This window comes from Sphingobium lactosutens (assembly GCF_013393185.1).
Taxonomy (GTDB): domain Bacteria; phylum Pseudomonadota; class Alphaproteobacteria; order Sphingomonadales; family Sphingomonadaceae; genus Sphingobium; species Sphingobium lactosutens_A.
The window spans coordinates 173,665-196,864 of sequence record NZ_QJQX01000083.1 but is presented as its reverse complement, the minus strand read 5'-3'; the positions used below and the strand labels follow the sequence as shown (position 1 = coordinate 196,864).

Here is a 23,200-nt window from a genome sequence, read left to right as displayed (position 1 = left end):
CATGCCCATCATTACCGGAGCCAAGGTGATCGTGACGTCGCCCGGCCGCAATTTCGTGACGCTGAAAATCGAGACGGACGAAGGCGTCTACGGCCTGGGCGACGCCACGCTCAACGGCCGTGAACTGTCGGTCGCCAGCTATCTGACCGACCATGTCATTCCCTGCCTGATCGGCCGCGATGCGCACCGGATCGAGGATATCTGGCAATATCTCTACAAGGGCGCCTATTGGCGTCGCGGCCCCGTCACCATGTCGGCCATCGCCGCCGTCGACACCGCGCTCTGGGACATCAAGGGCAAGGTCGCGGGCCTGCCGGTCTATCAGCTTCTGGGTGGCGCCAGCCGCGAAGGCGTGATGGTCTATGGCCACGCCAACGGCACCAGCATCGAAGACACGATCAACGTCGCGCTCGACTATCAGCGCCAGGGCTACAAGGCGATCCGCCTCCAGTGCGGCGTGCCCGGCATGGCGTCGACCTATGGCGTCAGCAAGGACAAATACTTCTACGAACCGGCCGACGCCGACCTGCCGACCGAAAATGTCTGGAACACCAGCAAATATCTGCGCGTCGTTCCCGAACTGTTCAAGGCCGCGCGTGAGGCTCTGGGCTGGGACGTCCACCTGCTGCACGACATCCACCACCGCCTGACCCCGATCGAGGCCGGTCGCCTCGGCAAGGATCTGGAGCCTTATCGTCCCTTCTGGCTGGAGGATGCGACCCCGGCGGAAAATCAGGAAGCCTTCAAGCTGATCCGCCAGCACACCACCTCGCCGCTGGCTGTGGGCGAGATTTTCAACTCGATCCATGATTGCCGCGAACTGATCCAGAACCAGCTGATCGACTATATCCGCGCCACCGTGGTCCATGCCGGCGGCATCAGTCACCTGCGCAAGATCGCCAATCTCGCCGACCTCTATCAGGTCCGCACCGGCTGCCATGGCGCGACCGACCTGTCGCCGGTCTGCATGGCCGCCGCGCTGCATTTCGACCTCAGCGTGCCGAATTTCGGCATCCAGGAATATATGCGCCACATGCCCGAAACCGACGCGGTCTTCCCCCATGCCTACACGTTCGAAGACGGCATGATGCATCCGGGCGACAAGCCGGGTCTGGGCGTCGAAATCGACGAAGAACTGGCCGCCAAATATGAATATAAGCGCGCCTTCCTGCCGGTGAACCGGCTCGAAGACGGCACCATGTATAACTGGTGATGACCCAAAATTCGTCATTCCCGCGAAAGCGGGAACCCATCTCCCGCACTGTCCTCCATCGCGACGTTGGAAGATGGGTCCCCGCTTTCGCGGGGATGACGAGGTTTTTGGAGCGAGAAGCATGATCGCGACCACCATCCCCAAACCCTCCGGCAAAATCCGCTGGATCGTCTGCGGCCTGCTCTTCGCCGCCGTCGTCCTCAGCTATATCGACCGCCTCGTCCTGCCGACGCTCAAGCCCGACCTTCAGGCCCGCTATGGCTGGAGCGAGAGCGGCTATGCCAGTCTCGCCATCTGGTTCCAGGCGGGCTACGGCATCGCCTATGTCGTCTTCGGCCGCCTGATCGACAGGATCGGCGCGCGGGCTGGCTATGCGCTGGCGGTCACGCTGTGGACCGTGGGTCACATCGCCCATATCTTCTTCACCTCGACAGCGGGGATGCTGCTCGCCCGCATCCCGCTCGCCATCGGGGAAGCAGGGACGTTCCCCGCCGCCATCGCCGCGACCAATGAATGGTTCCCCAAGAAGGAACGCGCGCTCGCCATCGGCATCTTCAATGCCGGGTCCAATGTCGGCGCGATCCTGACGCCGCTGGTCGTGCCAATCATCGCCGTCACCATGGGCTGGCGCTGGGCCTTCATCCTGACCGGCCTGCTGACCGTGGTCTGGCTCGCGGCCTGGCTGAGCTTCTACCGCCGCCCGCGCGACAAGAAGAGCCTGACGCCGGAGGAACTTGCCTGGATCGAAACCGACCCGGTCGATGAGCAGCGCCCGGTCAAATGGGCGACCCTGTTCCGGCATCGCCAGACCTGGGCCTATATGGCGGGGCGCTTCCTGATCGATCCGGTCTGGTGGACCTTCCTCTTCTGGCTGCCCGATTTCTTCAACAAACAATATGGCGTGAAGATGCTGGACTTCGGTCCACCGCTGATCGCCGTCTATCTGCTGGCCGATGTCGGTTCGATCGCGGGCGGCTGGGCCTCCTCGCGCTTCATGGGCCGGGGCTGGAGCGTCAACCGCGCGCGCAAGACCGCGATGTTTCTCGCCGCCCTGTGCGCCGTGCCGATCGCTTTTGCCACCCACGCGCCCAACATGTGGGTCGCGGTCGGCCTGATCGGCCTCGCCTGCGCCGGGCATCAGGGCTTCTCCGCCAACCTCTATGCGCTGCCGGGAGACGTCTTCCCGCGCTGGATGGCGGGGTCGGTCGTGGGGCTGGGCGGCCTTGCCGGTGCGATCGGCGGCATGATGATGGCGAAGTTCGCGGGCGTCATTTTGGAGACTATCGGAAGCTATGGTCCGATCTTCATCGTCGCGTCCTGCGCCTATCTAGTCGCACTTTGCACTATTCATCTCATAATTCCGCGCTATCAGGTCGTTGCCACCGGTGGCACAACCGGCCAAGGAGCATGATCTTGACCAAGTCCCTTCGTCTTCACCCCGATCGCCTGTTCCCCTCGGACCCGACCACGCGCGACATTGCGCGGAGGCTCTACGCCACGGTCAAGGATCTGCCGATCGTCAGCCCGCACGGTCACACTGACCCGCGCTGGTTCGCCTATGACGAGCCGTTCGCCAACCCTGCCGACCTGCTGATCGTGCCGGACCATTATGTGTTCCGCATGCTCTACAGCCAGGGCGTGAAGCTGGAGGAACTGGGCGTCCCCACCATCGACGGCAGCGCGACCGAAAGCGATCCGCGCACCATCTGGCATCGCTTCGCGGCCAATTATCACCTGTTTCACGGCACGCCCTCGCGCATGTGGCTGGACTGGGTGTTCGCCGAAGCATTCGGTATCGACGTGCGGCTGGAGCCGGAGACCGCCGACCATTATTATGACATTATCGACGCCGCGCTGAAGACCGACGCTTTCCGCCCGCGCGCGCTGTTCGAACGCTATAATATCGAGGTGATCGCCACGACCGAAGGGCCGCTCGATCCGCTCGACCATCATCGCGCGATCCGCGAATCCGGCTGGAGCGGCAAGGTCGTCACCGCCTATCGCCCCGACCCGGTGCTGGACCCGGACGACCCGAAGTTCATCGACAATGTGCAGCGCTTCTGCGCCATGACGGGCGAGGATGCGGGCAGCTATGCCGGCTATTTGCGCGCCCATGAAAAGCGCCGCGCCGACTTCCGCGAAGCGGGCGCGACCTCGACCGACCACGGCCATCCGTCGGCCTTTACCGCGAACCTGCCGCGCGAAGAGATCGAGGCGCTCTATGCCAAGGTCACGACCGGCCCGGCGACCCGCGAAGAGGCAGAACTGTTCCGCGGTCACATGCTTGTCGAAATGGCGCGCATGTCGACTGAAGACGGCATGGTGATGCAGCTGCATCCCGGCGTCCACCGCAACCATAATGACGGCGTGCGCGCGCGCTTCGGCAAGGACAAGGGCGCCGACATCCCGACCGCAGGCGAGTTCGTCTCCGCGCTGAAACCCCTGCTCGACCTCTATGGCAATGATCCGCGCCTGACGCTGATCCTCTTCACTCTGGATGAGGATGTCTATTCGCGCGAACTCGCCCCGCTGGCGGGCCATTATCCCGCGCTCAAGCTCGGCCCGCCCTGGTGGTTCAACGACAGCCCCGAAGGCATGCGCCGCTTCCGCGAGCGCGCGACCGAAACGGCCGGTTTCTTCAACACGGTCGGCTTCAACGACGACACCCGCGCTTTTCTGTCGATCCCGGCGCGTCATGACGTCGCCCGCCGCATGGACTGCGCCTGGCTTGCCCAGTTGGTCGCCGAACATCGTCTGGAGGAGGATGAAGCCTTCGACGTCGCCCGTGCGCTGGCCTACGACCTCGTGAAGAAGGCCTATAATCTGTGAGCCGTCTTTCCAACGAAACGCTGGCCACGCTTCCGGCCGATGTCGTCCGCTCGGCCTATGATCGCGCCGCCGTCACCAGCGGCGTCGTGCATCTGGGTATCGGCGCCTTCCACCGCGCGCATCAGGCGGTCGTGTTCGACGACGCCCTGACCGCGGGCGATCTGCGCTGGGGCATTACCGCCGCCTCGCTGCGCTCGTCCGCCGTGCGCGACCAGATGGCGCCGCAGGACGGCCTCTACACCATGCTGGTGCGCGACGGCTCTGCCGAGCAGGCGCGCATTCTGGGCGTGGTGCAGCAGGTGATCGTCGCGCCGGAAGAGCCGCAGGCGTTGATCGCCGCGCTCGCCTCGCCCGACACCCATATCGTGACGCTCACCATCACGGAGAAGGGCTACAAGCTCGACCCCACGACCGGCGCGCTGATCGAAAGCGACCCGCAACTTGCCGCAGACATCGCCTCGCTGGAAAGCCCGCAGACCGCGCCCGGCTATCTGGTCGCGGCGCTGGCGAAGCGTCGGGCGGCGGGCCTGCCGCCCTTCACCGCGATCAGCTGCGACAATCTGCCGCATAACGGCACGCGGCTGCGCGACGCGGTGATCGCGCTCGCCCGCCGCCATGACGCGGGGCTGGCGGACTGGATCGCAGGGGAGGGGGCTTTCCCCCAGACCATGGTCGACCGCATCGTCCCCGCCACCACGGCCGAAGACATTGCGGCGCTTGGCGAACGGCTCGGCGTCGAGGATCAGGCCATGGTGAAGACCGAACCCTTCCTGCAATGGGTGATCGAGGACAAGTTCTGCGGCCCGCGCCCCGAATTTGGCGCGGGGGTTCAGGTGACGCAGGCGGTCGCCCCGTGGGAGGAGGCCAAGCTGCGCCTCCTCAACGGATCGCACAGCGGCATCGCCTATCTGGGCGGTCTCGCCTGCATCGACCATGTCCATGAAGTGCTGGCCCTGCCCGAAGCGCGCGTCTTCGTCGAAACGCTGTGGGACGAGGCGGAAACCACCCTCTCGCCCCCGCCGGAGCTGGATGTCGCTGCCTATCGTCGCGAACTGATGGCCCGTTTCGACAACCCGACGCTGCGCCATCGCACGCGCCAGATCGCGATGGACGGTTCGCAGAAGCTGCCCCAGCGCCTGCTCCACACCATCGCGGCGCGGCTGGATGCAGGGCAGGGGATCGACGCCCTGTCGCTGGCGGTGGCCGCCTGGGTCCGCTGGCAGGCGGGCGTTGACGATAGCGGCGCGAGCCACAAGGTGGACGATCCGCTGGCCGACGCCATCGCCGCCGCGCTCGCCGGTGCGACCTCGACCGAGGAACGCGTCGCCGCCCTCCTCGCCTTCGACGCGGTCGTGCCGCCCGAACTGGCCACCAGCGAACCGTTCCGCACGGCGCTGACCCGCTGGCTCGCCATCCTTGAGGCGGACGGCGCCCGCGCGGCGCTCGGCCATTTCACGGCCTGATTCGAAACTCCCATGCAGAAGGTTCCCATGACGATCATCACGACTTCGCGCGTCCGTAGGCTTGGTGGACCCTCTGCATGGGCGATCGCGCTCGCCGGCTGCCTGCTCGCGCAGGGCGTCGTCGTGCAGGCGCGCGACAGCGTCTCGATCAGCAAGGACTGGCGCTTCACGAAGGGCGATCCTGCCGGCCTCACCACCGACCTGCGTTATGACGTCCGCCCGCCCATCGAGGATACGGGCGACGGCAAGCTGGCCGACGCGCGCCCCGACGCTGCAGTGAAGGTGGACGACAGCGGCGCGAAGGTTCTGAAACCCTGGATTCTCCCCAGCGCCAATCCCTTCATCAAGGATCCGGCCAAGCATCACACCCGCCCGGCGGGCAATCCCGGCGGCGACGTGCCCTATGTGCAGGCCGGTTTCGACGACAGCGCATGGACGCACGTAGACCTGCCGCATGACTGGGCGATCGCCGGTCCCTTCATCAAGGATGGCCCCTATGGCGGCATGGGTCGCCTGCCCAGCTGGGGCATCGGCTGGTATCGCAAGACGCTCGACATTCCCGCCAGCGCCAAAGGGCAGTCGATCTTCCTCGATGTCGAAGGGGCCATGTCCTACGCCACCGTCTGGCTGAACGGCAAGCTCGTCGGCGGCTGGCCCTATGGCTATAACAGCTTCCGCCTCGACCTCACCCCCTATGCGGTGCCGGGCGGCAAGAACCAGCTCGCGATCCGCCTTGACAACCCCGCTGCCTCGGCGCGCTGGTATCCGGGCGGCGGCCTCTATCGCGACATCTATCTCACCACCGCGAACAAGATCCATGTTGGCCAGTGGGGCGGTACCGTCCGCACGCCAAAGGTCAGCAAGGACCAAGCGACCGTCGACCTGAGCCTGACCCTCGACAATGATAGCGACAGCCCTGCGCAGGTCGAGGTCGCGACCGCCCTCTATGCGCTCGACGCGAAGGGCAAGCGCACCGGCCGTCCCGTCGCCAGCATCGCCCGCCAGTCCGCCAGCATCGCGCCGCATGCGAAGGCTGTCCTGAACGGCTCCACCATCCTCGCCAATCCGCGCCTCTGGGGGCCGCCGCCGACGCAAGCGCCCAACCGCTATGTCGCCGTCTCCACCGTGACACAGGGCGGCAAGCAGATCGACAGCTACGAAACCCGCTTCGGCGTGCGCGATATCCAATTCGATCCCGACAAGGGCGTCATCGTCAATGGCGAACATATCCCCCTGCGCGGCATCAACAACCATCATGACCTCGGCGCGCTCGGCGCCGCCTTTAACGCCCGCGCGGCCGAGCGTCAGCTCGAAATCCTGCGCGACATGGGCACCAACGCCGTGCGCATGAGCCATAACCCGCCCGCGCCCGAACTGCTCGAACTCACCGACCGCATGGGCTTCCTGGTGATGGACGAAGTGTTCGACAGCTGGGAAAAGAAGAAGACGCCGCACGACTTCCACCTGATCTTCCCCGACTGGCATGAGGCCGACGCCCGCGCCATGCTGCGCCGCGACCGCAACCACCCCTCCATCATCCTGTGGAGCATCGGTAACGAGGTCGGCGAGCAATATGATGGCGAGGCGGGCGCGAAGATCGGCCGCGAACTGGTCGCGATCGCGCATGAGGAAGATCCGACCCGCCCCGCCACCAGCGCGATGAACTATGCCAAGGCGGACATGCTGCTGCCGACCACGGTCGACGTTATCAGCCTCAACTATCAGGGCGCGGGCATTCGCGGCATTGTCGGCCAATATCCCGCTTTCCGCGCGAAATTCCCGGACAAGGTCATCCTGTCCACCGAAAGCGCCTCCGCGCTCTCCAGCCGCGGCGAATATATGTTCCCGGTCGCGGGCGCGATCAGCGGTCCGGTGCGTCCCTGGTCCGGCGGCAATCCCGACACGCATCAGGTGTCGGCCTATGAACTCCACGCCTCCGACTTCGGCTCCTCGCCCGATCGGGTCTGGGCAGCCGACGACCAGAATCCCTATGTTGCGGGCGAATTCGTCTGGACCGGCTTCGACTATCTGGGCGAACCCACGCCCTATTACACATCGCGCAGCAGCTATTCGGGCATCGTCGATCTCGCCGGTTTCCCCAAGGATCGCTTCTGGCTCTATCAGGCGCGCTGGCGGCCGGACCTGAAATTCGCCCATATCCTGCCGCACTGGACCTGGCCGGACAGGGTAGGGCAGATCACCCCCGTCCACGTCTTCTCCTCGGCGGACGAGGGCGAACTGTTCGTCAACGGCAAGTCGCAGGGCAAGATCAAGAAGCGCGACTATGAATATCGCTTCCGCTGGGACTATGTCGTCTACGAACCGGGCGAGGTGAAGGTCGTCACCTGGAAGAAGGGTCAGCCCTGGGCGACCGAGACGATCCGCACCGTGGGCGAGGCGGCGAAGCTGTCGCTGACCGCCGACCGCTCCGCCATCGCCAGCGACGGCCGCGATCTCAGCTTCGTGACGCTCAAGATATTGGACAAGGACGGCAATGTCGTCCCCGCCGCAAAACAGAAGATCGATTTCTCGATCGAGGGACCGGGCGAGATCGTCGCCACCGATAATGGCGATCCGACCGACCTGACGGCGTTCCCCTCGCATCAGCGGGATGCCTTCAACGGCCTCGCACTGGTGATTGTGAAGGGTGATCCTGCCCGAGTCGGCCGGATCGTAGTGCGCGCCCGCGCCGCTGGCCTCGCCGATGCGACAGCGGAAATCACCACGTCAAAGCGGGTGAATTGAGCATATTATACCGTTACCACTAACGCAAAACGCCGTGTCTTGACAAAAAGGACACGGCGTTTATTGAAGCGATATTGATAGCGCTACCAGTTGAAGCCCACCGGACAGTCGGGGGCAGCGCTCAGGGAGAGGGATTGATCATGTCTTCACGCAATCGCCATTTTCGCACCGCGCTGTTCGCGGCGTCCGCGCTCGGCTCGCTGACGCTGTCGCAGGCGGCCCTCGCGCAGGACGGCGAAGTCGCCGACATCGTCGTCACTGGCATCCGCGGCTCGCTCCAGAGCGCGACCAACGCCAAGAAGGACGCAGTGGCCTTCGGCGACTCGATCTTCGCCGAAGATATTGGCAAGCTGCCCGCCACCAACCTCGCCGAAACGCTGAACCGCATGCCGGGCGTGCGCCTGCGCCGCGACAATAACGGCGAAGGCACGCAGGTCGCGATCCGCGGCCTCGGCCCCAGCTTCACCCGCGTGCTGCTGAACGGCTCGCAGATTCAGGTAGCGTCTGACGGCGGCACCAACGGCGGCAGCGCCAACCGCGAAGTCGATCTCGACTTTTTCCCGTCGGAACTTTTCACCCGCCTCGACCTCGCCAAGTCGCCGTCGCCCTCGACGCTGGAAGGCGGCATCGCCGGCACCGTCAACCTGCGCAACGCGCGCCCCTTCGACAAGGAAGGTACGCACGTCACCGTCGTCGCGCAGGGGCAATATACCAGCCCCAATGACAAGATCAGCCCGCGCGGCGCGATCGTCGCCAGCCACACTACCGACACGTTCGGCATTCTGGTCGGCGTGGCCGGGGTGAAGACCAAGACCCGGATCAAGGGCTTCGAGACCGTTGGCTGGACCGATGGCAATCTCGGCAGCGTCAACGGTGTGCCCGACGCTGGCGGCAACAATTTCTCCTGGGCGTCGGTCGTTCCCGCCAATGCCGGCCATGGTCTGGTCGCCGGCCAGCCGGTCGATGTCGTCGCGACCTCGGGTCTGACGCGATCGCAGCTCAGCACCGCCCTGCTGCCGCGCCTCGGTCGCGAAAGCCTGACCGAAGGCACGCGTTCGCGTATTTCGGCGCTGGCAGCGCTTGAATGGCGTCCCAGCGACGAACTGCATTTCGCGATCGACGGCATCTGGGCCAAGTCGACCCGCGACTATACCAAGGTCAATATGAACTGGCAGGTCCGCAACTCCGGTCCCGGCACCAGCGCGCAGTCGACCGGCGGCATGATTCCGATCGACCTGACCGTGGACGACAATAATGTCGTGACCAGCGGCACCTTCGCCAACTCCTCCTATTTCCTCGAAGCCAGCCTGTTCAAGCAGACGACGAAATTCTGGAACATCAACCCCAGCGTCAGCTGGGAGCCGGCCGACAATCTTAAGGTCAACCTCAGCGCCAACTGGTCGAAGAGCCGCTTCTTCCGCGAACAGCCCACCTGGGCGTTCCAGACCACGCCGAATTCCGGCGTCGACACCTATTATGACAATACGGGCGGCGACTATCCGTCAATCACCAGCAATCTGGACCTCAACGATCCGAACAATGGCAGCTGGCAATGGTATCGCCAGAATATCCAGCTGGTGCGCCGTCATACCGAAACCAAGGGCGCGCATTTCGACGTCACTTATGGCGACGAGATGTTCAACGTGAAGGTCGGTGCCGCCTATGATCAGGCGACCCGTTCGATCCGTGCCTATGACAACAGCACCGCCTATCAGTTGTCGGTCTGCGGCACGGGATGCACCGGTGCCACCGGTTCGATCACGACCGGCCAGATCGCCCAATATCTGAAGAGTTCTTCGGTGGCGGGCTTCGTCGTGCCGGACTTCAATGCCATCAAGCAGGCTACCAACTATGCCAGCTATCGGGACAGCGCGCCCGAAACGCGGGGTGCGGTCACTGGCGGTGCGACGGGCGACATGGATGAAAAGGTGCTGGGCGCCTATTTCGAACTGAACGGCGTCACCGAAATCGCCGGCCGCGACCTGCACATCAATGCGGGTATGCGTTATGCCCATACCAATCAGGTAGTGACCGGCCCCAGCCAGGTCGGCACCACGATCGTCGACATTACCTCGCGCTCTAAGTACGAGAATTTCCTGCCGTCGATCAACCTGACCTATGACGTGGCCGACAATGTGAAGCTGCGCGCGTCGGCCTCGCGTACCATGACGCGTCCGGATGCGGGTCAGATCCTGCCCGGCGTCACCTTCTCCGATCCGTCGGCGCTGATCGCAACTGCGGGTAATCCGGACCTGAAGCCCTACACCTCGGACAATTACGACCTGGGTGGCGAATTCTACACCGGCGGCATCGGCTATATAGGCCTGTCGGCGTTCATGAAGAATGTTCAGGGCTTCACCACTACGGTGCCGACGCAGGCAACCTTCGGTTCGCTGAACATCCCTTACGCCAGCCTGCTTTCGACGCAGCAGAATGCGCTGACCGATCGTTCGGCGGCAACCGGCGTGGCGATCAACGACCTGCCCATCACGGTCAATCGTCCGGTCAACCTCAGCGACCTGAAGATCAAGGGTCTGGAAGCGACCTGGGTCCAGCCGCTCGACTTCTTCGTGAAGGGTCTGGGCTTCTCGGCCAACGGCACCTACCTCAAGCAGTCCTCCTCGTCGGGTCTGGTAGCCGAAGGCGTGTCGAAATATTCGTACAACCTTCAGGGCTTCTACGAAAATCACGGCCTGTCGATCAGCCTGAACTATGTCTGGAACGGCAAGTCGATCGCGCTTAACGGACCGCAGAACGGCATCACCGGTGCGGACCTGAAGGCGGACGCCCGTGGTCAGCTCGACCTGTCGGCCGGCTATGAACTGCCCTTCTTCAACAAGGCGATGCGCCTGACGCTCGACGTGCTGAACATCACAAACGAGCCGATCCGCACCACCTTCGAATATGATAATGCCGCCTATTCGGTCTATTATCCGGGTACGTCGGTACTGGCCGGCATCCGGGCCAACTTCTGATCCTCCCCCAGGGACCACTGACAGGGCCGGCCGCAACGCCGGCCCTTTTTCTTTCAGAAGCTTCCAATGTTGGATTTTATCTGATCTGTCCTGCCCCATGACACCGCATCGCCCGATCATGCCCGGCCATTCCATCTGCCCGCTACCCGCTGTCCGCAGGGGTGACGATCCCGTGATACAAGAGGCGCGTCGGCGTGACCTGACAGATGCGTCACCGTCGCGTCGCCATGACCCGGACGGCGCGTCATGGGCGCGTCGGCGTGACCTTCGTGCCGCGTCGCAGCCGCGGTGGCGCTGCATCCCACGCGAAAAGCGCGGAAATGCGAAACCAGTGACGGTGTGAACTTCTTGGCTATGACCCGATGATGACCTTGAAAAGGAAGGCGACGATGCGTCTCTCTCTTCTCCTCTGCCTTCCGCTTGCCCTAATCGCGACGCCGATTGAGGCCAGGACCTGCACCCCGACCTGGGTTGCGGGTTGGGCCTCCTCGCAATTCCGCCCCACCGGCGACGCCGAATTGCCTGCCGGAACGCTAAAGGACCGGACGCTGCGCCAGATCGTCCGTCCCTCCGTGTCGGGCGACCGGCTCCGCGTCCGCTTCTCCAATCTCGCCGGCACGCAGCCGCTTCGCATCGCGGGGGCCAGCATCGCCCGCGCGCTCGGCAGCGCCGCACCCACCGTCGATCCCGGCACGCTTGTCTCGCTCCGCTTCGACGGCGCACCTGAAGTCGTCATCCCCGCCGGGGCCGATTATCTCTCCGACCCGGTATCGCTGCCCGCCAAGGCGCTGGACACGATCGCTGTCTCTATCCGCTATGATGGCGAGCCGGAACAGACCTCCCACCCCGGATCGCGCGCCACCTCCTGGCATCTGCCTGGCAATCACCTGACCGATGCGGCGATGGCGGCGGCCGCCAGCTTCGATCACTGGTTCAACTTGGCCGCGTTGGAGGTCGAACGGTGCGCCCCGTCAAAGCTGATCGTCGCGCTGGGCGATTCCATCACCGACGGCAAAGGCTCGACCACCAACGGCAATGATCGCTGGACCGATCGCCTTGCCGAGCGGCTCCAGGCCGATCCGAAGCGCCGCCATGTCGCCATCGTCAATCAGGGCATTGGTGGCAACCGCCTGTTGAACGATGGCCTTGGCCCCAATGCGCTGGCGCGACTGGACCGCGACGTGCTGGCCCAACCGGGCGTCACCCATCTGATCCTGCTCGAAGGGATCAACGACCTCGGCACCCTGACCCGCGACGCGCCGGTGCGCGTGGCCGAGCATCAGGCCCATGTCGCCCGCATCATCGGCGCCTATCGCCAGATCATCGCCCGCGCCCATGCAAAGGGAATCAAGGTGATCGGCGCGACCGTCATGCCCTTCGTCGGCAACGGATACTATCATGCCGATGCGCAGAATGAGGCGGACCGGCAGGCCGTGAATGCCTGGATCAGGAAACCCGGCAATTTCGATGCTGTGATCGACTTCGACCGCGTCACCCGCGATCCCGCGCATCCCGACCGGCTGCTCCCCGCCTATGATGACGGAGACGCGCTCCATCCCTCGCCCAAGGGGTACAAGGCGATGGGGGAAGCGATCCCGCTCAGCCTTTTCGACTGATGCGCCTGTGCCCGGCCTCCAGCACCGTCTCCATCGCCACGAAGGTCGATGTGCTGGCGACATGGGGCAGGGCGCTGATCTTCTCGCCCAGCACAGCCCGGTACCGCCGTATGTCCGCCGTCCGCACCTTCAGCAGATAGTCGAAATTGCTCGCCAGCATATGGCATTCCTCGACTTCCGGGATGCGCCGCACCGCCGCGTTGAACTCGTTCAGCGCCGCCTCCCGCGTGTCGGACAGTTTCACCTCGGTAAAGGCGATATGGTCCATCCCCAGCTTGGCCGGATCGACGATCGCCCGGAAGCCGCGAATGACGCCCGCCTCCTGCAACCGCTTCAGCCGCACCTGGCAGGGCGTCTTGGAAAGGCCCACAAAAGCAGCCAGATCGGTGACGGTCATGCGCCCATCTTCGACCAATGCGGCTATGATCCGACGGTCGAACTCGTCCATTTCGACCATGTTAACCTTGTTATCCATTCAATATGCCTAGCAGGCGCCATTTAATAAGTCATTATGGCTAGTTCAGGGTGATTCATAAGGCGGAACGAAATGTCGATCTGGATTATTCTGGCGGCATGACCGACCAGCCCTTCGCCAATTTCGCCCCCGCCATCCGCCAGCCCACTCCGCTGCGCGAAGCGATCACCGCCGCCTATCGCCGTGACGAAGCCGAAGCGCTCGCTCCGCTGATCGCCTCTGCGACCCTGCCGGACGATATGAAGGCCGCGATAGCGGGGACCGCCCGCACCCTCGTCACCGCGCTGCGCGCCAATCACAAGGGCACCGGCGTCGAAGGACTGGTGCAGGAATATGCGCTCTCCAGTCAGGAGGGCGTGGCGCTGATGTGCCTCGCCGAGGCGCTGCTGCGCATCCCGGACACGGCAACCCGCGACGCATTGATCCGCGACAAGATCGCCGACGGCGACTGGGGTTCGCATCTGGGCGGCGACAAATCGCTGTTCGTCAACGCCGCCACCTGGGGCCTTGTCGTCACCGGCAAGCTGGTTGGCAGCGTCGATGATCGTGGCCTCGGCGCGGCGCTTGCCCGGCTGGTCGCGCGGGCGGGCGAACCGGTCATCCGCCGGGGCGTCGACCTCGCCATGCGGATGATGGGCGAACAGTTCGTCACCGGCGAAACCATCAGGGAAGCGCTGAAGCGCGCCAGGGAGCTGGAGGCCAAAGGCTTCGCCTACAGCTACGACATGCTGGGCGAGGCGGCGACAACCGCCGCCGATGCGAAGCGCTATTATGCCGACTATGAGCAGGCGATCCATGCCATCGGAAAGGCGTCGGCGGGACGCGGCATCTATGCGGGGCCGGGCATCTCCATCAAGCTGTCGGCGCTCCATCCGCGCTATGTCCGGGCGCAGGCCGACCGCGTCATGGGCGAATTGCTGCCCGCCGTGAAGCAACTGGCGCTACTGTCCAAAAGCTACGACATCGGCCTCAACATCGACGCGGAGGAAGCCGACCGGCTCGAACTCTCGCTCGACCTGCTCGAAAGCCTGGCGACCGACCCCGACCTTGCCGGTTGGGATGGCCTCGGCTTCGTGGTGCAGGGCTATGGCAAGCGTTGCCCCTTCGTCATCGACTGGATCATCGATCTGGCCCGCCGCGCCGACCGCCGCATCATGGTGCGGCTGGTCAAGGGCGCCTATTGGGATGCGGAGATCAAGCGGGCGCAGGTCGATGGCCTCGCCGACTTCCCGGTCTATACGCGCAAGGTGCATACCGACGTCGCCTATGTCGCCTGCGCGCAAAAGCTGCTGGCCGCGCCTGACGCCGTCTTCCCGCAGTTCGCGACGCATAATGCCCAGACGCTGGCGACTATCTACCAACTGGCCGGCCCGGACTTCCAGATCGGCAAATATGAGTTTCAGTGCCTCCACGGCATGGGCGAGCCGCTTTATGAGCAGGTCGTCGGCGCGGCGAAGCTGAACCGTCCCTGCCGTATCTATGCGCCGGTCGGGACGCATGAGACTTTGCTCGCCTATCTAGTTCGTCGCCTGCTGGAAAATGGCGCCAATAGCAGCTTCGTCAACCGCATCGCCGACCCTGAGGTCTCCATTGAGGAGATGATCGCCGATCCGGTCGAGGTCGTGCGCGCCATGGCCCATCCCGGCCACCGCCATGACCAGATTGCGCTCCCCGCCGGTCTGTATCCTGAACGCCGCAATTCGGACGGCCTCGACCTCAGCAGCGAAACCACGCTTGCCGTGCTGGGCGAGGCGCTGCGCCATAGCGCGACGATCAAGTGGACGGCTGCACCCGAAAACGGAACCGGTCCATCTCGTACCGTCTTCAATCCCGCCGATCACCGCGATGTGGTGGGCCGCGTGACCGAGGCATCGCTGGAGGAGGCCCGCGCCGCCGCCATCCGCGCCGCCGCGTCGCTCTGGCCGAACAGCCTTGTCGCCGATCGCGCCGCTGCGCTGGATCGCGCCGCCGATGCCATGCAGGCACGCATGCCGACCCTGCTGGGCCTGATCGTCCGCGAAGCCGGCAAGTCGCTGCCCAACGCTATCGCCGAAGTGCGTGAGGCGATCGATTTCCTGCGCTATTATGCTGCGCAGGCGCGCACGACCTTCGGCCCGGCGCAACAGGCGCTTGGCCCCGTCACCTGCATCAGCCCCTGGAACTTCCCGCTCGCCATTTTTACCGGGCAGGTCGCTGCGGCGCTGGTCGCGGGCAATCCGGTACTCGCCAAGCCCGCCGAGGAAACCCCGTTGATCGCCGCCGAAGCGGTTCGCCTGCTCCATGAAGCGGGCGTTCCCGCCGATGCGCTGCAACTTCTGCCTGGCGACGGCCGGATCGGTGCGGCGCTGGTCGCCGCGCCCGAAACCGCCGCCGTCATGTTCACCGGATCGACCGAAGTCGCCCGCCTGATCCAGCGCCAGTTGGCGACGCGCCTTTCTCCGACCGGCCGGCCCATTCCCCTGATCGCCGAAACCGGCGGTCAGAATGCCATGATCGTGGACAGCAGCGCGCTCGCCGAGCAGGTGGTGGCCGACGTCATCGCCTCCGCCTTCGACAGTGCTGGCCAGCGCTGCTCGGCGCTGCGCATCCTCTGCCTTCAGGAGGATGTCGCCGACCGGACGCTGACGATGCTCAAGGGCGCGCTCGCCGAACTGCGGATCGGCCGCACCGACGCGCTGAAGGTCGATATCGGCCCGGTCATCACCGCCGAAGCGCGCGACGGCATCAACAAGCATATCGACGCCATGGCGGCGCTGGGCCGAAAGGTGGAACAGAGCGTGCTGCCGACTGACGCCGCGCATGGCACCTTCGTGCCGCCGACGATCATCGAAATCGAGTCGATCGCTGACCTCGATCGCGAAGTCTTCGGGCCGGTGCTTCACGTCTTGCGCTTCCGGCGCGACCGGCTGGACGCGCTGGTCGACCAGATCAACGCCACCGGCTATGGCCTGACCTTCGGCCTGCACACGCGGCTGGACGAAACCGTAGCCCGCGTCACCAGCCGGGTGAAGGTCGGCAATATCTATGTGAACCGCAACGTCATCGGCGCGATCGTGGGTGTGCAGCCCTTTGGCGGCTGTGGCCTGTCGGGCACCGGTCCCAAGGCAGGCGGGCCGCTCTATCTCGGTCGTCTGGTCGCGACGCCGCCGGTCTTCGCCGCGCGCGTCAGCCATCTGCGCTCGCCGCTCCATGCCTTCGCAGACTGGCTTGACCAGCAGGGGGAAGGGGAGGCAGCCTTACAGGCCCGTCGCACCGGCGATGCGTCGGCGCTTGGTGTCGAACTGGCGCTGCCCGGCCCGGTGGGGGAGCGCAACCTCTACGCCCTGCATCCGCGTGGCCGCATCCTGCTGCGCCCGGCAACCCGCCAGGGCCTGTTCCGCCAGATGGCGGCGGTCCTCGCCACCGGCAATCATGGCGTGGTGCAGGGGATGACCATCCCGCCCGGCCTTCCCGCTGACGTCGCCGCCTGTTTCAGCACCGACGCGACCGGCCATTATGCCGCCGCGCTGGTCGAAGGCGACGCCGCCAAGATCGCCGCGACCGCCCAGTGCGTCGCCGACCTGCCCGGCCCGATCGTGTCGGTTCATGCCGACGATCATGGTCATGGCTACTGCCTCGACTGGTTGCTGGAGGAACAGTCCACTTCGGTGAACACGACGGCGGCGGGCGGCAATGCCAGCCTCATGATGATTGGTTGATGGGGCGTCACTTCCAAATTGCGGTGATGCCCATGCTGCCGGAAGCATTTTTTCGCCCCCGTTGCGGTTAACGAAAAAATAAAGGGAAAATGCGAAGACGGGGCGGGAACCGGAGACCTGCCCATTTTACGCGCCCTGAAAACATTGCTGGAAAAGCGGGCACAGCAGCCGGCCCAGGATGCGGATGTGCGGCGCAGCCTGATCGAATCCCTCTATGCCTCGCCCGCATCGCTGACCATTGGCGCGGTGACGGGCGTCGCCGTGGGGCTGGTCGTCGCCAGCCTGTCGGATGGCGGGGCGATACGCGGCGTGGTGACGCTGCTCTGCATCGTTGCGACGATGCGCGTCGTTTCCGCCGTCTTCTTCCATCGCCAGTTGGTGCGCGGCACGGCCGTCGCCTCGCGCGGGTGGGAACTAGCCTATGAACTGGGAGCCTGGGTCTATGCCGGGCTGCTCGGGCTGATGGCTTTCGTATCGCTTGTCGGCTCGGACAACAGCGTCATCCATATGCTGACCGTATCGATGGCGACCGGCTATGCGGGGGGCATTTCAGGCCGCAACGCAGGGCGGGTGCAGATTGCCATCGGGCAGGTCTGCCTAACCTTGCTGCCGACGGCGACCGGGCTCTGGCTCGAAGGTTCTACCGGCTATCGCGTCCTGTCGGTGGCGATGGTGATGATGGTGCTGGGCCTCGCCGAAATCAGTTCGACCACGCATCGCATCGTCGTACAGGCGCTGCTCGGCAAGCGCGACAAGTCGCTGCTGGCCGAGAAGTTCGAGAAGCTCGCCCGCTTCGACAGCCTCACGGGCCTTGAAAACCGCATGGCGATGCAGATGCGGCTGCGCGACATTTTCCAGGCCAGCGACAAGCGCAACGATGCCGTGGCGATCCTCTGGATGGATCTCGACCGGTTCAAGGAGATCAACGATTCGCTGGGGCATATGGTCGGCGACCAGCTGCTGCGGGCGGTTGCCTACCGGCTGAACGAGGTCGTTCAGGAACGGGGCAAGATCGCGCGCTTCGGCGGCGATGAATTTGTCATCATTTGCCCGGACACGGACAGGGTGACGGCCGCGGGCATTGCCCAGGAACTGATCGCCTATTTCGCTCATGGTTTCGACCTGGGCGAAAATCACCTCCAGGTGACGGCCTCCATCGGTTACGCCGTCGCGCCGCAGGACGGGCGCGACATGGATGAACTGATGCAGCATGCCGACCTGGCGCTCTACGAAGCCAAGGGGGAGGGGCGCAACCGCTCCGCCAGCTTCAACTGGTCGCTCAAGGAGCGGTTCAACCGCGTGCATGAGATCGAGACGGGCTTGCGGCGCGCGCTCGATGCCGGCGAACTCAAGCTGCTGTTCCAGCCGATCGTCGATCTTGCCACGGGAGAGATCGACGCCTGCGAAGCGCTGCTGCGCTGGGACCATCCCGTGCTGGGTGCGATCCCGCCGTCGGAGTTCATCCCGATCGCCGAAAATATCGGCATGATCGAGGTGATGACCGGCTGGGTGCTGCGTCAGGCCTGCATCGCTGCGGCCTCCTGGCCCGGCGAAGTGCGCATCGCGATCAATATTTCGCCCGCCTCGCTCAAGTCGGCGGACCTGCCCGGCTATGTCATCGCCGCATTGCTGGAAACCGGCATTGCCGCCCGCCGGCTGGAACTGGAAGTGACCGAGTCGATCTTCCTTGACGACAGCGGCCAGACCAACGCCATATTACGGGAATTGCAACGTATCGGGCTGCGCCTGGCGCTCGACGATTTCGGCACCGGTTATTCCTCGCTCTCATATCTGCGCTCCTACAAGTTCGACACGCTCAAGGTCGATCAGAGCTTCATGGCCGGCGTCAGCGCCAATGCCGAGGATCGCGCGATCGTCCATGCCATCGGCAATCTGGCGCGCGATCTGTCGATGGACACCGTGGCCGAAGGGATCGAAACGCAGGACCAGCTTCGCCATGCGCGCGATGCAGGCTTCACCAACGTGCAGGGCTATCTCTTCAGCCGCCCCGTCACGAGCGAACGCATTGCCGAGATGATCGCCGCCGGCCCGCTCGAAGGCACGGAGCGTCCGGACCCGATCGTCCAGACGCGCCGCCGCCGTGCATGAAGGTTAGCGCAGCCGGGTCTGCGCCGCGGCGAGCCTCCGCATCATCCGCAAATCGCGGTCCGACAGGGACAGCGCGGTCTCGGTCCACATTTCGACGATATCGGTCAGTTCGGTCAGCGTCATCGGATTGACCCGCCGTCCGGCGCGGCTGATGCCGACATAGCCGGCATGATGCGCCATATGATCCTTGATCCAACGCGCGGTCGCCGCCTCGCCATCGCCGGTGTCGACCACCTGGGTGACGATCCCCATGTCGAACATCTCGTCGGCGGTGTAGATGCGTCCGTCCGCGATCATCTGTCGCGCCAGCACCGGCCCGACCCGCCGTTGCAGGATCGAATAGGCGCCCATGCCGGGGAAAAGGCCGAATAGCACCTCGGGCAGGCCGAAGCGCGCCTGCCGTTCGGCGATGATGACGTCGAAGCACATCAGCGCTTCCAGTCCGCCTCCCAGCGCGTCGCCCTGCGCCAGCCCGATATTGATGATGTTCATGTCGTTGCAGTGCCAGATGCGCTCGACGATCTCGCAGCAGGCGACGCCATATTTCAACAATGTCTCGCGATCACGGCGCTGGATGCATTCGGCGAACATCTCCAGATCGCCGCCCAGGTTGAAAACGCCGGGAAAGCGCGACCCCAGCACCATGAACTTCAGCATGCCGCCCTTGTCGCCGAACACGTCACGACTTTCGCGCTGCCACGCCATCGTGTCGCGAATCAGCCCCATATTGGAGTTGGGCCGTTCCAGCGGTGTCATGAACGCCCAGAGCGTCGCCAGTTCCTCGTCCCAGCGCACGTCGATCTGCCCCAGGTCGAACAGGGTCGACTGGCGCATCGCGGCGGCGAGCGGCGTTTCCGTAGCGGCAGGCGACCGATAGTCGTCGCTGTCGCCAAAATGTTCTGCGGAGACGGCCTCTGCATCGTCTCTCGTCGGATTAAACCGTCCTGAATCAATCATCTGCGCCCCCAATTTTCTATCCCGAATGAACAGATCAGGCTCACCAATATGATGCAATCAACCGGCTATTTATTGACAGGGCGTTAACCATTTTTATTGGAAACTGTTGCAAGGAGGTCGCCCCAAACCGGCCCAAAACGGAGAGAATGTGACGTGAATGCCACATAAATTTTCCAGCCATCCGCCAACGACCCGGCTCAGGGCTTTGTTAACCTTCATTATTTATGCTGGACTGCATGATCGAGCCGCGCCCTGAATCACCCCGCGTCACCCTCGCCCTGCATGACGAGCAGGGGGAACCCTGGCCGCTCCGGCTATCTGCCGACTGCCTGCGGTTCATCGGCCCCTATCGCCGCGTGGAAGGCTTCAACATCGACGCGATGGCCCTGTTCGAAGGCGTGCGACGGGCGGGCTGATCCTTCCGTCCGCCTGGCCATCCTTGTGCGCGGGGCTGTTCGCCCTTAGAGCGCCGACATGACCAAGCCTCGTTTTTCCTTCTCGATCAGTGCCACCGACGGCAAGGCGCGCACCGGCGCGATCCAGATGCGCCGTGGCGAAATACGCACGCCCGCCTTCATGCCCGTGGGCACCGCCGCCACCGTCAAGGCGATGCGCCCGGCCGAAGTGCGCGCGACCGGCGCCGACATCATCCTGGGCAATACCTATCATCTCATGCTGCGACCCGGCGCCGAGCGCATGGCGCGGCTGGGCGGGCTGCATGGTTTCATGGGGTGGGACCGCCCGATCCTGACCGACAGCGGCGGCTATCAGGTGATGAGCCTGTCCGCCCTCACGAAGATGAGCGAAGAGGGGGTCGCCTTCTCCAGCCATATCGATGGGTCGAAGCATATGCTGACCCCGGAGCGCTCGATGGAAATCCAGCGCCTGCTCGACAGCGACATCGTGATGGCCTTCGACGAATGCACCAAGAATGGCTGCACCCATGACGAGGCGGCCAAATCGATGGAGCGTTCCATGCGCTGGGCCAGGCGCTCGCGCGACGGATTCGATGCCGGCGGCGAACATGCGGAACGCGCTGCCCTGTTCGGCATCCAGCAGGGTTCGCTAAACGAAGGGCTGCGCCGGATCTCGGCGGAAAAGCTGATCGAGATCGGCTTCGACGGCTATGCCGTGGGCGGGCTGGCGGTGGGCGAGGGGCAGGAGGCGATGTTCGCCACTCTCGACTTCGCGCCCGACATGCTGCCGCAGGACAGGCCGCGCTATCTGATGGGCGTCGGCAAGCCTGACGATATCGTCGGTGCGGTCGAGCGCGGCATCGACATGTTCGATTGCGTGCTGCCGACCCGTTCGGGCCGCAATGGACAGGCCTTCACCTGGGCCGGCCCGCTCAACATCCGCAATGCCAAGTTCAACGAGGATCAGGGGCCGCTCGATCCGCGTTGCGGTTGCCCGGTCTGCGCCACCTGGAGCCGCGCCTATCTTCATCATCTGGTGAAAGCGGGCGAAATGCTGGGGGCGATGCTGATGACCCAGCACAACATCCATTTCTACCAGGAACTGATGCAGGGCCTGCGCGACAGCATCGCGGCCGGCAAGCTGGCCAGCTTCGCCGCCGATTTCCGCCGGGACTATCGCCGGGTGTGATCTTCGGGGATGATGGCGATGGCGATGGCGAACGATCCCGCCTCGCCATCATGGTCGAGCGGCGCGCGCATCTGCCGCGACAGGCCGGTCAGAACGCGACGATAACGATCGTCCAGCAGGTCGGTCATCGCTTCGGATTCGCGTAACCCGGCCGAGCGGATATCCAGCAGTGCGCGATCCGGTGCATCGGGTTGCAACTGCACCGAAATCTGCATCCTCCCCTGCGGAGCGAGCCGCATCGCCAGTTCCACCAGTTCCGTGACCAGGAAGGCGACGGGTACCGCCACATCCTGGCTGATATGCAGGTCGTCGCTGTCGATCTGGATGCCGAAGCGGCGTGCCTCTGCGGGCGCCGTGCCGCGCAGGCTGGCGGACAGTTCGCTGACCAGCGGACGCACGCCGACGCCGCGATTTTCCTCCAGTTCGGCGAAATGATTGCGGTGGACCACGGAAAGGGCGTCGACGCGCCGCTGGATCGAGGCATAGGCTTCGACCGCTTCGGGATCATGGGCGGAACGGGCGTGGAGGTTGATCAGGCTGGCGATGATCTGGAGATTGTTCTTGACCCGGTGATGCACCTCGCGGGTCAGCTTGCGCTGGGTGTCCAGACCCTCGGCCATTTCCGCCTCATGGGTGGCGACATCCTCGCTGATCTCCCGAAACGTCTCGCCCAATGCTACGATCTCCTGTGCGGGCGTGCGCACGCGGCGCATCGGTTCCAGCACTTCCCCCGGATGATAGTTGGCGACGGCGCGCCGCAGCAGCACCAATGGCCGGATCAGCAGGCGGTTGACCACGAACCAGCCGATTGCGGCCGCAGCGAACCACATCACCAGCGGCAGGAAGAGGGAGAGAGTGCGCGCCAGCGTCGCGGGCGGATCGCGCACGGTCATCGTCAGCACGACGTCGGGCGGGTCGATCCGCGCGGACAGGCTGCTGCTATGACCGTCACCCAGCGCCGTGCCGGGGCGGCTAATAACCAGCTTGCTGTCGCCCTGTCGCAGGCTCAACTGTCGGTTTTGCAGGGCTGTCGCAGGATCGGCGACGCTTTCCAGATGCAGCCGCGAATAATAGACTAGGCCTACCAACCGGTCGTCGCGGCTCTTGATCCGGGTCAGCAGATAGGGGATGTCCGTCAATATCTGGGCCGGCGGCCCGGTAAAGCGCTCGCGCGGGTCCAGCCCTTCCGGTTCGGTCCGGCGCGATCCGCAGACCCGGCGTCCCGCCCGGTCATAGATATAGTAAAGCCCGCCTTCGGCGTCGTTGGACGACAGGAACAGGTCCAGCCGATCGCAGATATGAGTGTCGGCCGTGTTCAGGCTGTTGATGGTAAGCTGGATCGCCGTGCGATCGGATTGCAGGTCGGCGGTCAGCTTGCGCGCGCTTTGCGTGACGGCCACGCGCAGCAGCGCTTCCTTTTCCAGATCGGCCGTGCGGATCGCTTGCAGTGATGCGATCAAGGCGATCAGGCCAAGCGGCAGGAGCGCGAGCGTCAGGATGAGGAACATCTTGACG

Annotated in this window: 14 protein-coding genes; 11 read left to right on the top strand and 3 right to left on the bottom strand. The window is 64.6% G+C overall.

The genetic code is table 11. The annotated features are described in order from the left end of the window. Nucleotide 1 precedes the first annotated feature (1 nt). The 7 genes from manD to DM806_RS25120 all read left to right on the top strand — a co-directional run bounded on the left by manD (nt 2) and on the right by DM806_RS25120 (nt 12,841). On the top strand, nt 2-1,213 hold the full coding sequence (manD, locus tag DM806_RS25150; protein WP_179045878.1) for a D-mannonate dehydratase ManD: 1,212 nt from the start codon (nt 2-4) through the stop codon (nt 1,211-1,213). Nucleotides 1,214-1,334: 121 nt separating this feature from the next. Further along, nucleotides 1,335-2,624: an MFS transporter gene (locus DM806_RS25145; RefSeq protein WP_179045877.1), complete on the top strand. Its 1,290-nt coding sequence runs from the start codon at nt 1,335-1,337 to the stop codon at nt 2,622-2,624. Continuing rightward, on the top strand, nt 2,621-4,042 hold the full coding sequence (gene uxaC / locus DM806_RS25140) for a glucuronate isomerase (protein ID WP_179045876.1): 1,422 nt from the start codon (nt 2,621-2,623) through the stop codon (nt 4,040-4,042). Before DM806_RS25145 ends, uxaC begins: the two co-directional genes overlap by 4 nt. Then, a complete protein-coding gene (locus DM806_RS25135) occupies nt 4,039-5,505 on the top strand; it encodes a mannitol dehydrogenase family protein (RefSeq protein WP_179045875.1) in 1,467 nt (488 codons plus the stop codon). The genes uxaC and DM806_RS25135 overlap by 4 nt, the downstream gene beginning before the upstream one ends. 27 nt (nt 5,506-5,532) lie before the next feature. Next, nucleotides 5,533-8,250 (top strand): beta-galactosidase GalB, encoded by a 2,718-nt coding sequence (galB, locus tag DM806_RS25130; RefSeq protein WP_179045874.1) that lies wholly within the window; start codon nt 5,533-5,535, stop codon nt 8,248-8,250. 140 nt (nt 8,251-8,390) lie between these two features. After that, nucleotides 8,391-11,225 carry a TonB-dependent receptor gene (locus DM806_RS25125; protein WP_179045873.1) on the top strand — a complete coding sequence of 945 codons (2,835 nt, stop codon included), beginning with the start codon at nt 8,391-8,393 and terminating at the stop codon, nt 11,223-11,225. A 389-nt stretch (nt 11,226-11,614) separates the two neighbouring features. Further along, the gene (locus DM806_RS25120) at nt 11,615-12,841 is read left to right on the top strand and encodes an SGNH/GDSL hydrolase family protein (protein WP_179045872.1); all 1,227 of its coding nucleotides are present in this window, start codon (nt 11,615-11,617) and stop codon (nt 12,839-12,841) included. Here the strand turns inward: DM806_RS25120 and DM806_RS25115 are convergent. Further along, entirely contained in the window at nt 12,825-13,316 is a 492-nt protein-coding gene (locus DM806_RS25115; protein WP_256869486.1) for an Lrp/AsnC family transcriptional regulator, read from the bottom strand. The genes DM806_RS25120 and DM806_RS25115 overlap by 17 nt on opposite strands. Nucleotides 13,317-13,414: 98 nt before the next feature. On the opposite strand from DM806_RS25115, the gene putA reads away from it, so the two are divergent. Next, on the top strand, nt 13,415-17,014 hold the full coding sequence (putA, locus tag DM806_RS25110) for a trifunctional transcriptional regulator/proline dehydrogenase/L-glutamate gamma-semialdehyde dehydrogenase (RefSeq protein ID WP_179045894.1): 3,600 nt from the start codon (nt 13,415-13,417) through the stop codon (nt 17,012-17,014). 186 nt (nt 17,015-17,200) lie between these two features. After that, a complete protein-coding gene (locus tag DM806_RS25105) occupies nt 17,201-19,123 on the top strand; it encodes a putative bifunctional diguanylate cyclase/phosphodiesterase (protein ID WP_372859764.1) in 1,923 nt (640 codons plus the stop codon). Nucleotides 19,124-19,126: 3 nt separating this feature from the next. Here DM806_RS25105 and DM806_RS25100 read toward each other — a convergent pair whose 3' ends face one another. Further along, nucleotides 19,127-20,080, bottom strand: a complete 954-nt coding sequence (locus DM806_RS25100) for a crotonase/enoyl-CoA hydratase family protein (RefSeq protein WP_179045870.1) — start codon at nt 20,078-20,080, stop codon at nt 19,127-19,129. A gap of 236 nt (nt 20,081-20,316) precedes the next feature. On the opposite strand from DM806_RS25100, the gene DM806_RS25095 reads away from it, so the two are divergent. Both DM806_RS25095 and tgt read left to right on the top strand, forming a co-directional pair. Then, on the top strand, nt 20,317-20,496 hold the full coding sequence (locus DM806_RS25095) for a hypothetical protein (protein WP_179045869.1): 180 nt from the start codon (nt 20,317-20,319) through the stop codon (nt 20,494-20,496). 58 nt (nt 20,497-20,554) lie between these two features. Next, entirely contained in the window at nt 20,555-21,685 is a 1,131-nt protein-coding gene (gene tgt, locus DM806_RS25090) for a tRNA guanosine(34) transglycosylase Tgt (RefSeq protein WP_179045868.1), read from the top strand. On the opposite strand, the gene DM806_RS25085 is transcribed toward tgt, so the two are convergent. Then, nucleotides 21,670-23,193, bottom strand: coding sequence for a sensor histidine kinase (locus tag DM806_RS25085; protein WP_179045893.1), 1,524 nt, complete (start codon nt 23,191-23,193; stop codon nt 21,670-21,672). The genes tgt and DM806_RS25085 overlap by 16 nt on opposite strands. Nucleotides 23,194-23,200: the final 7 nt, after the last annotated feature.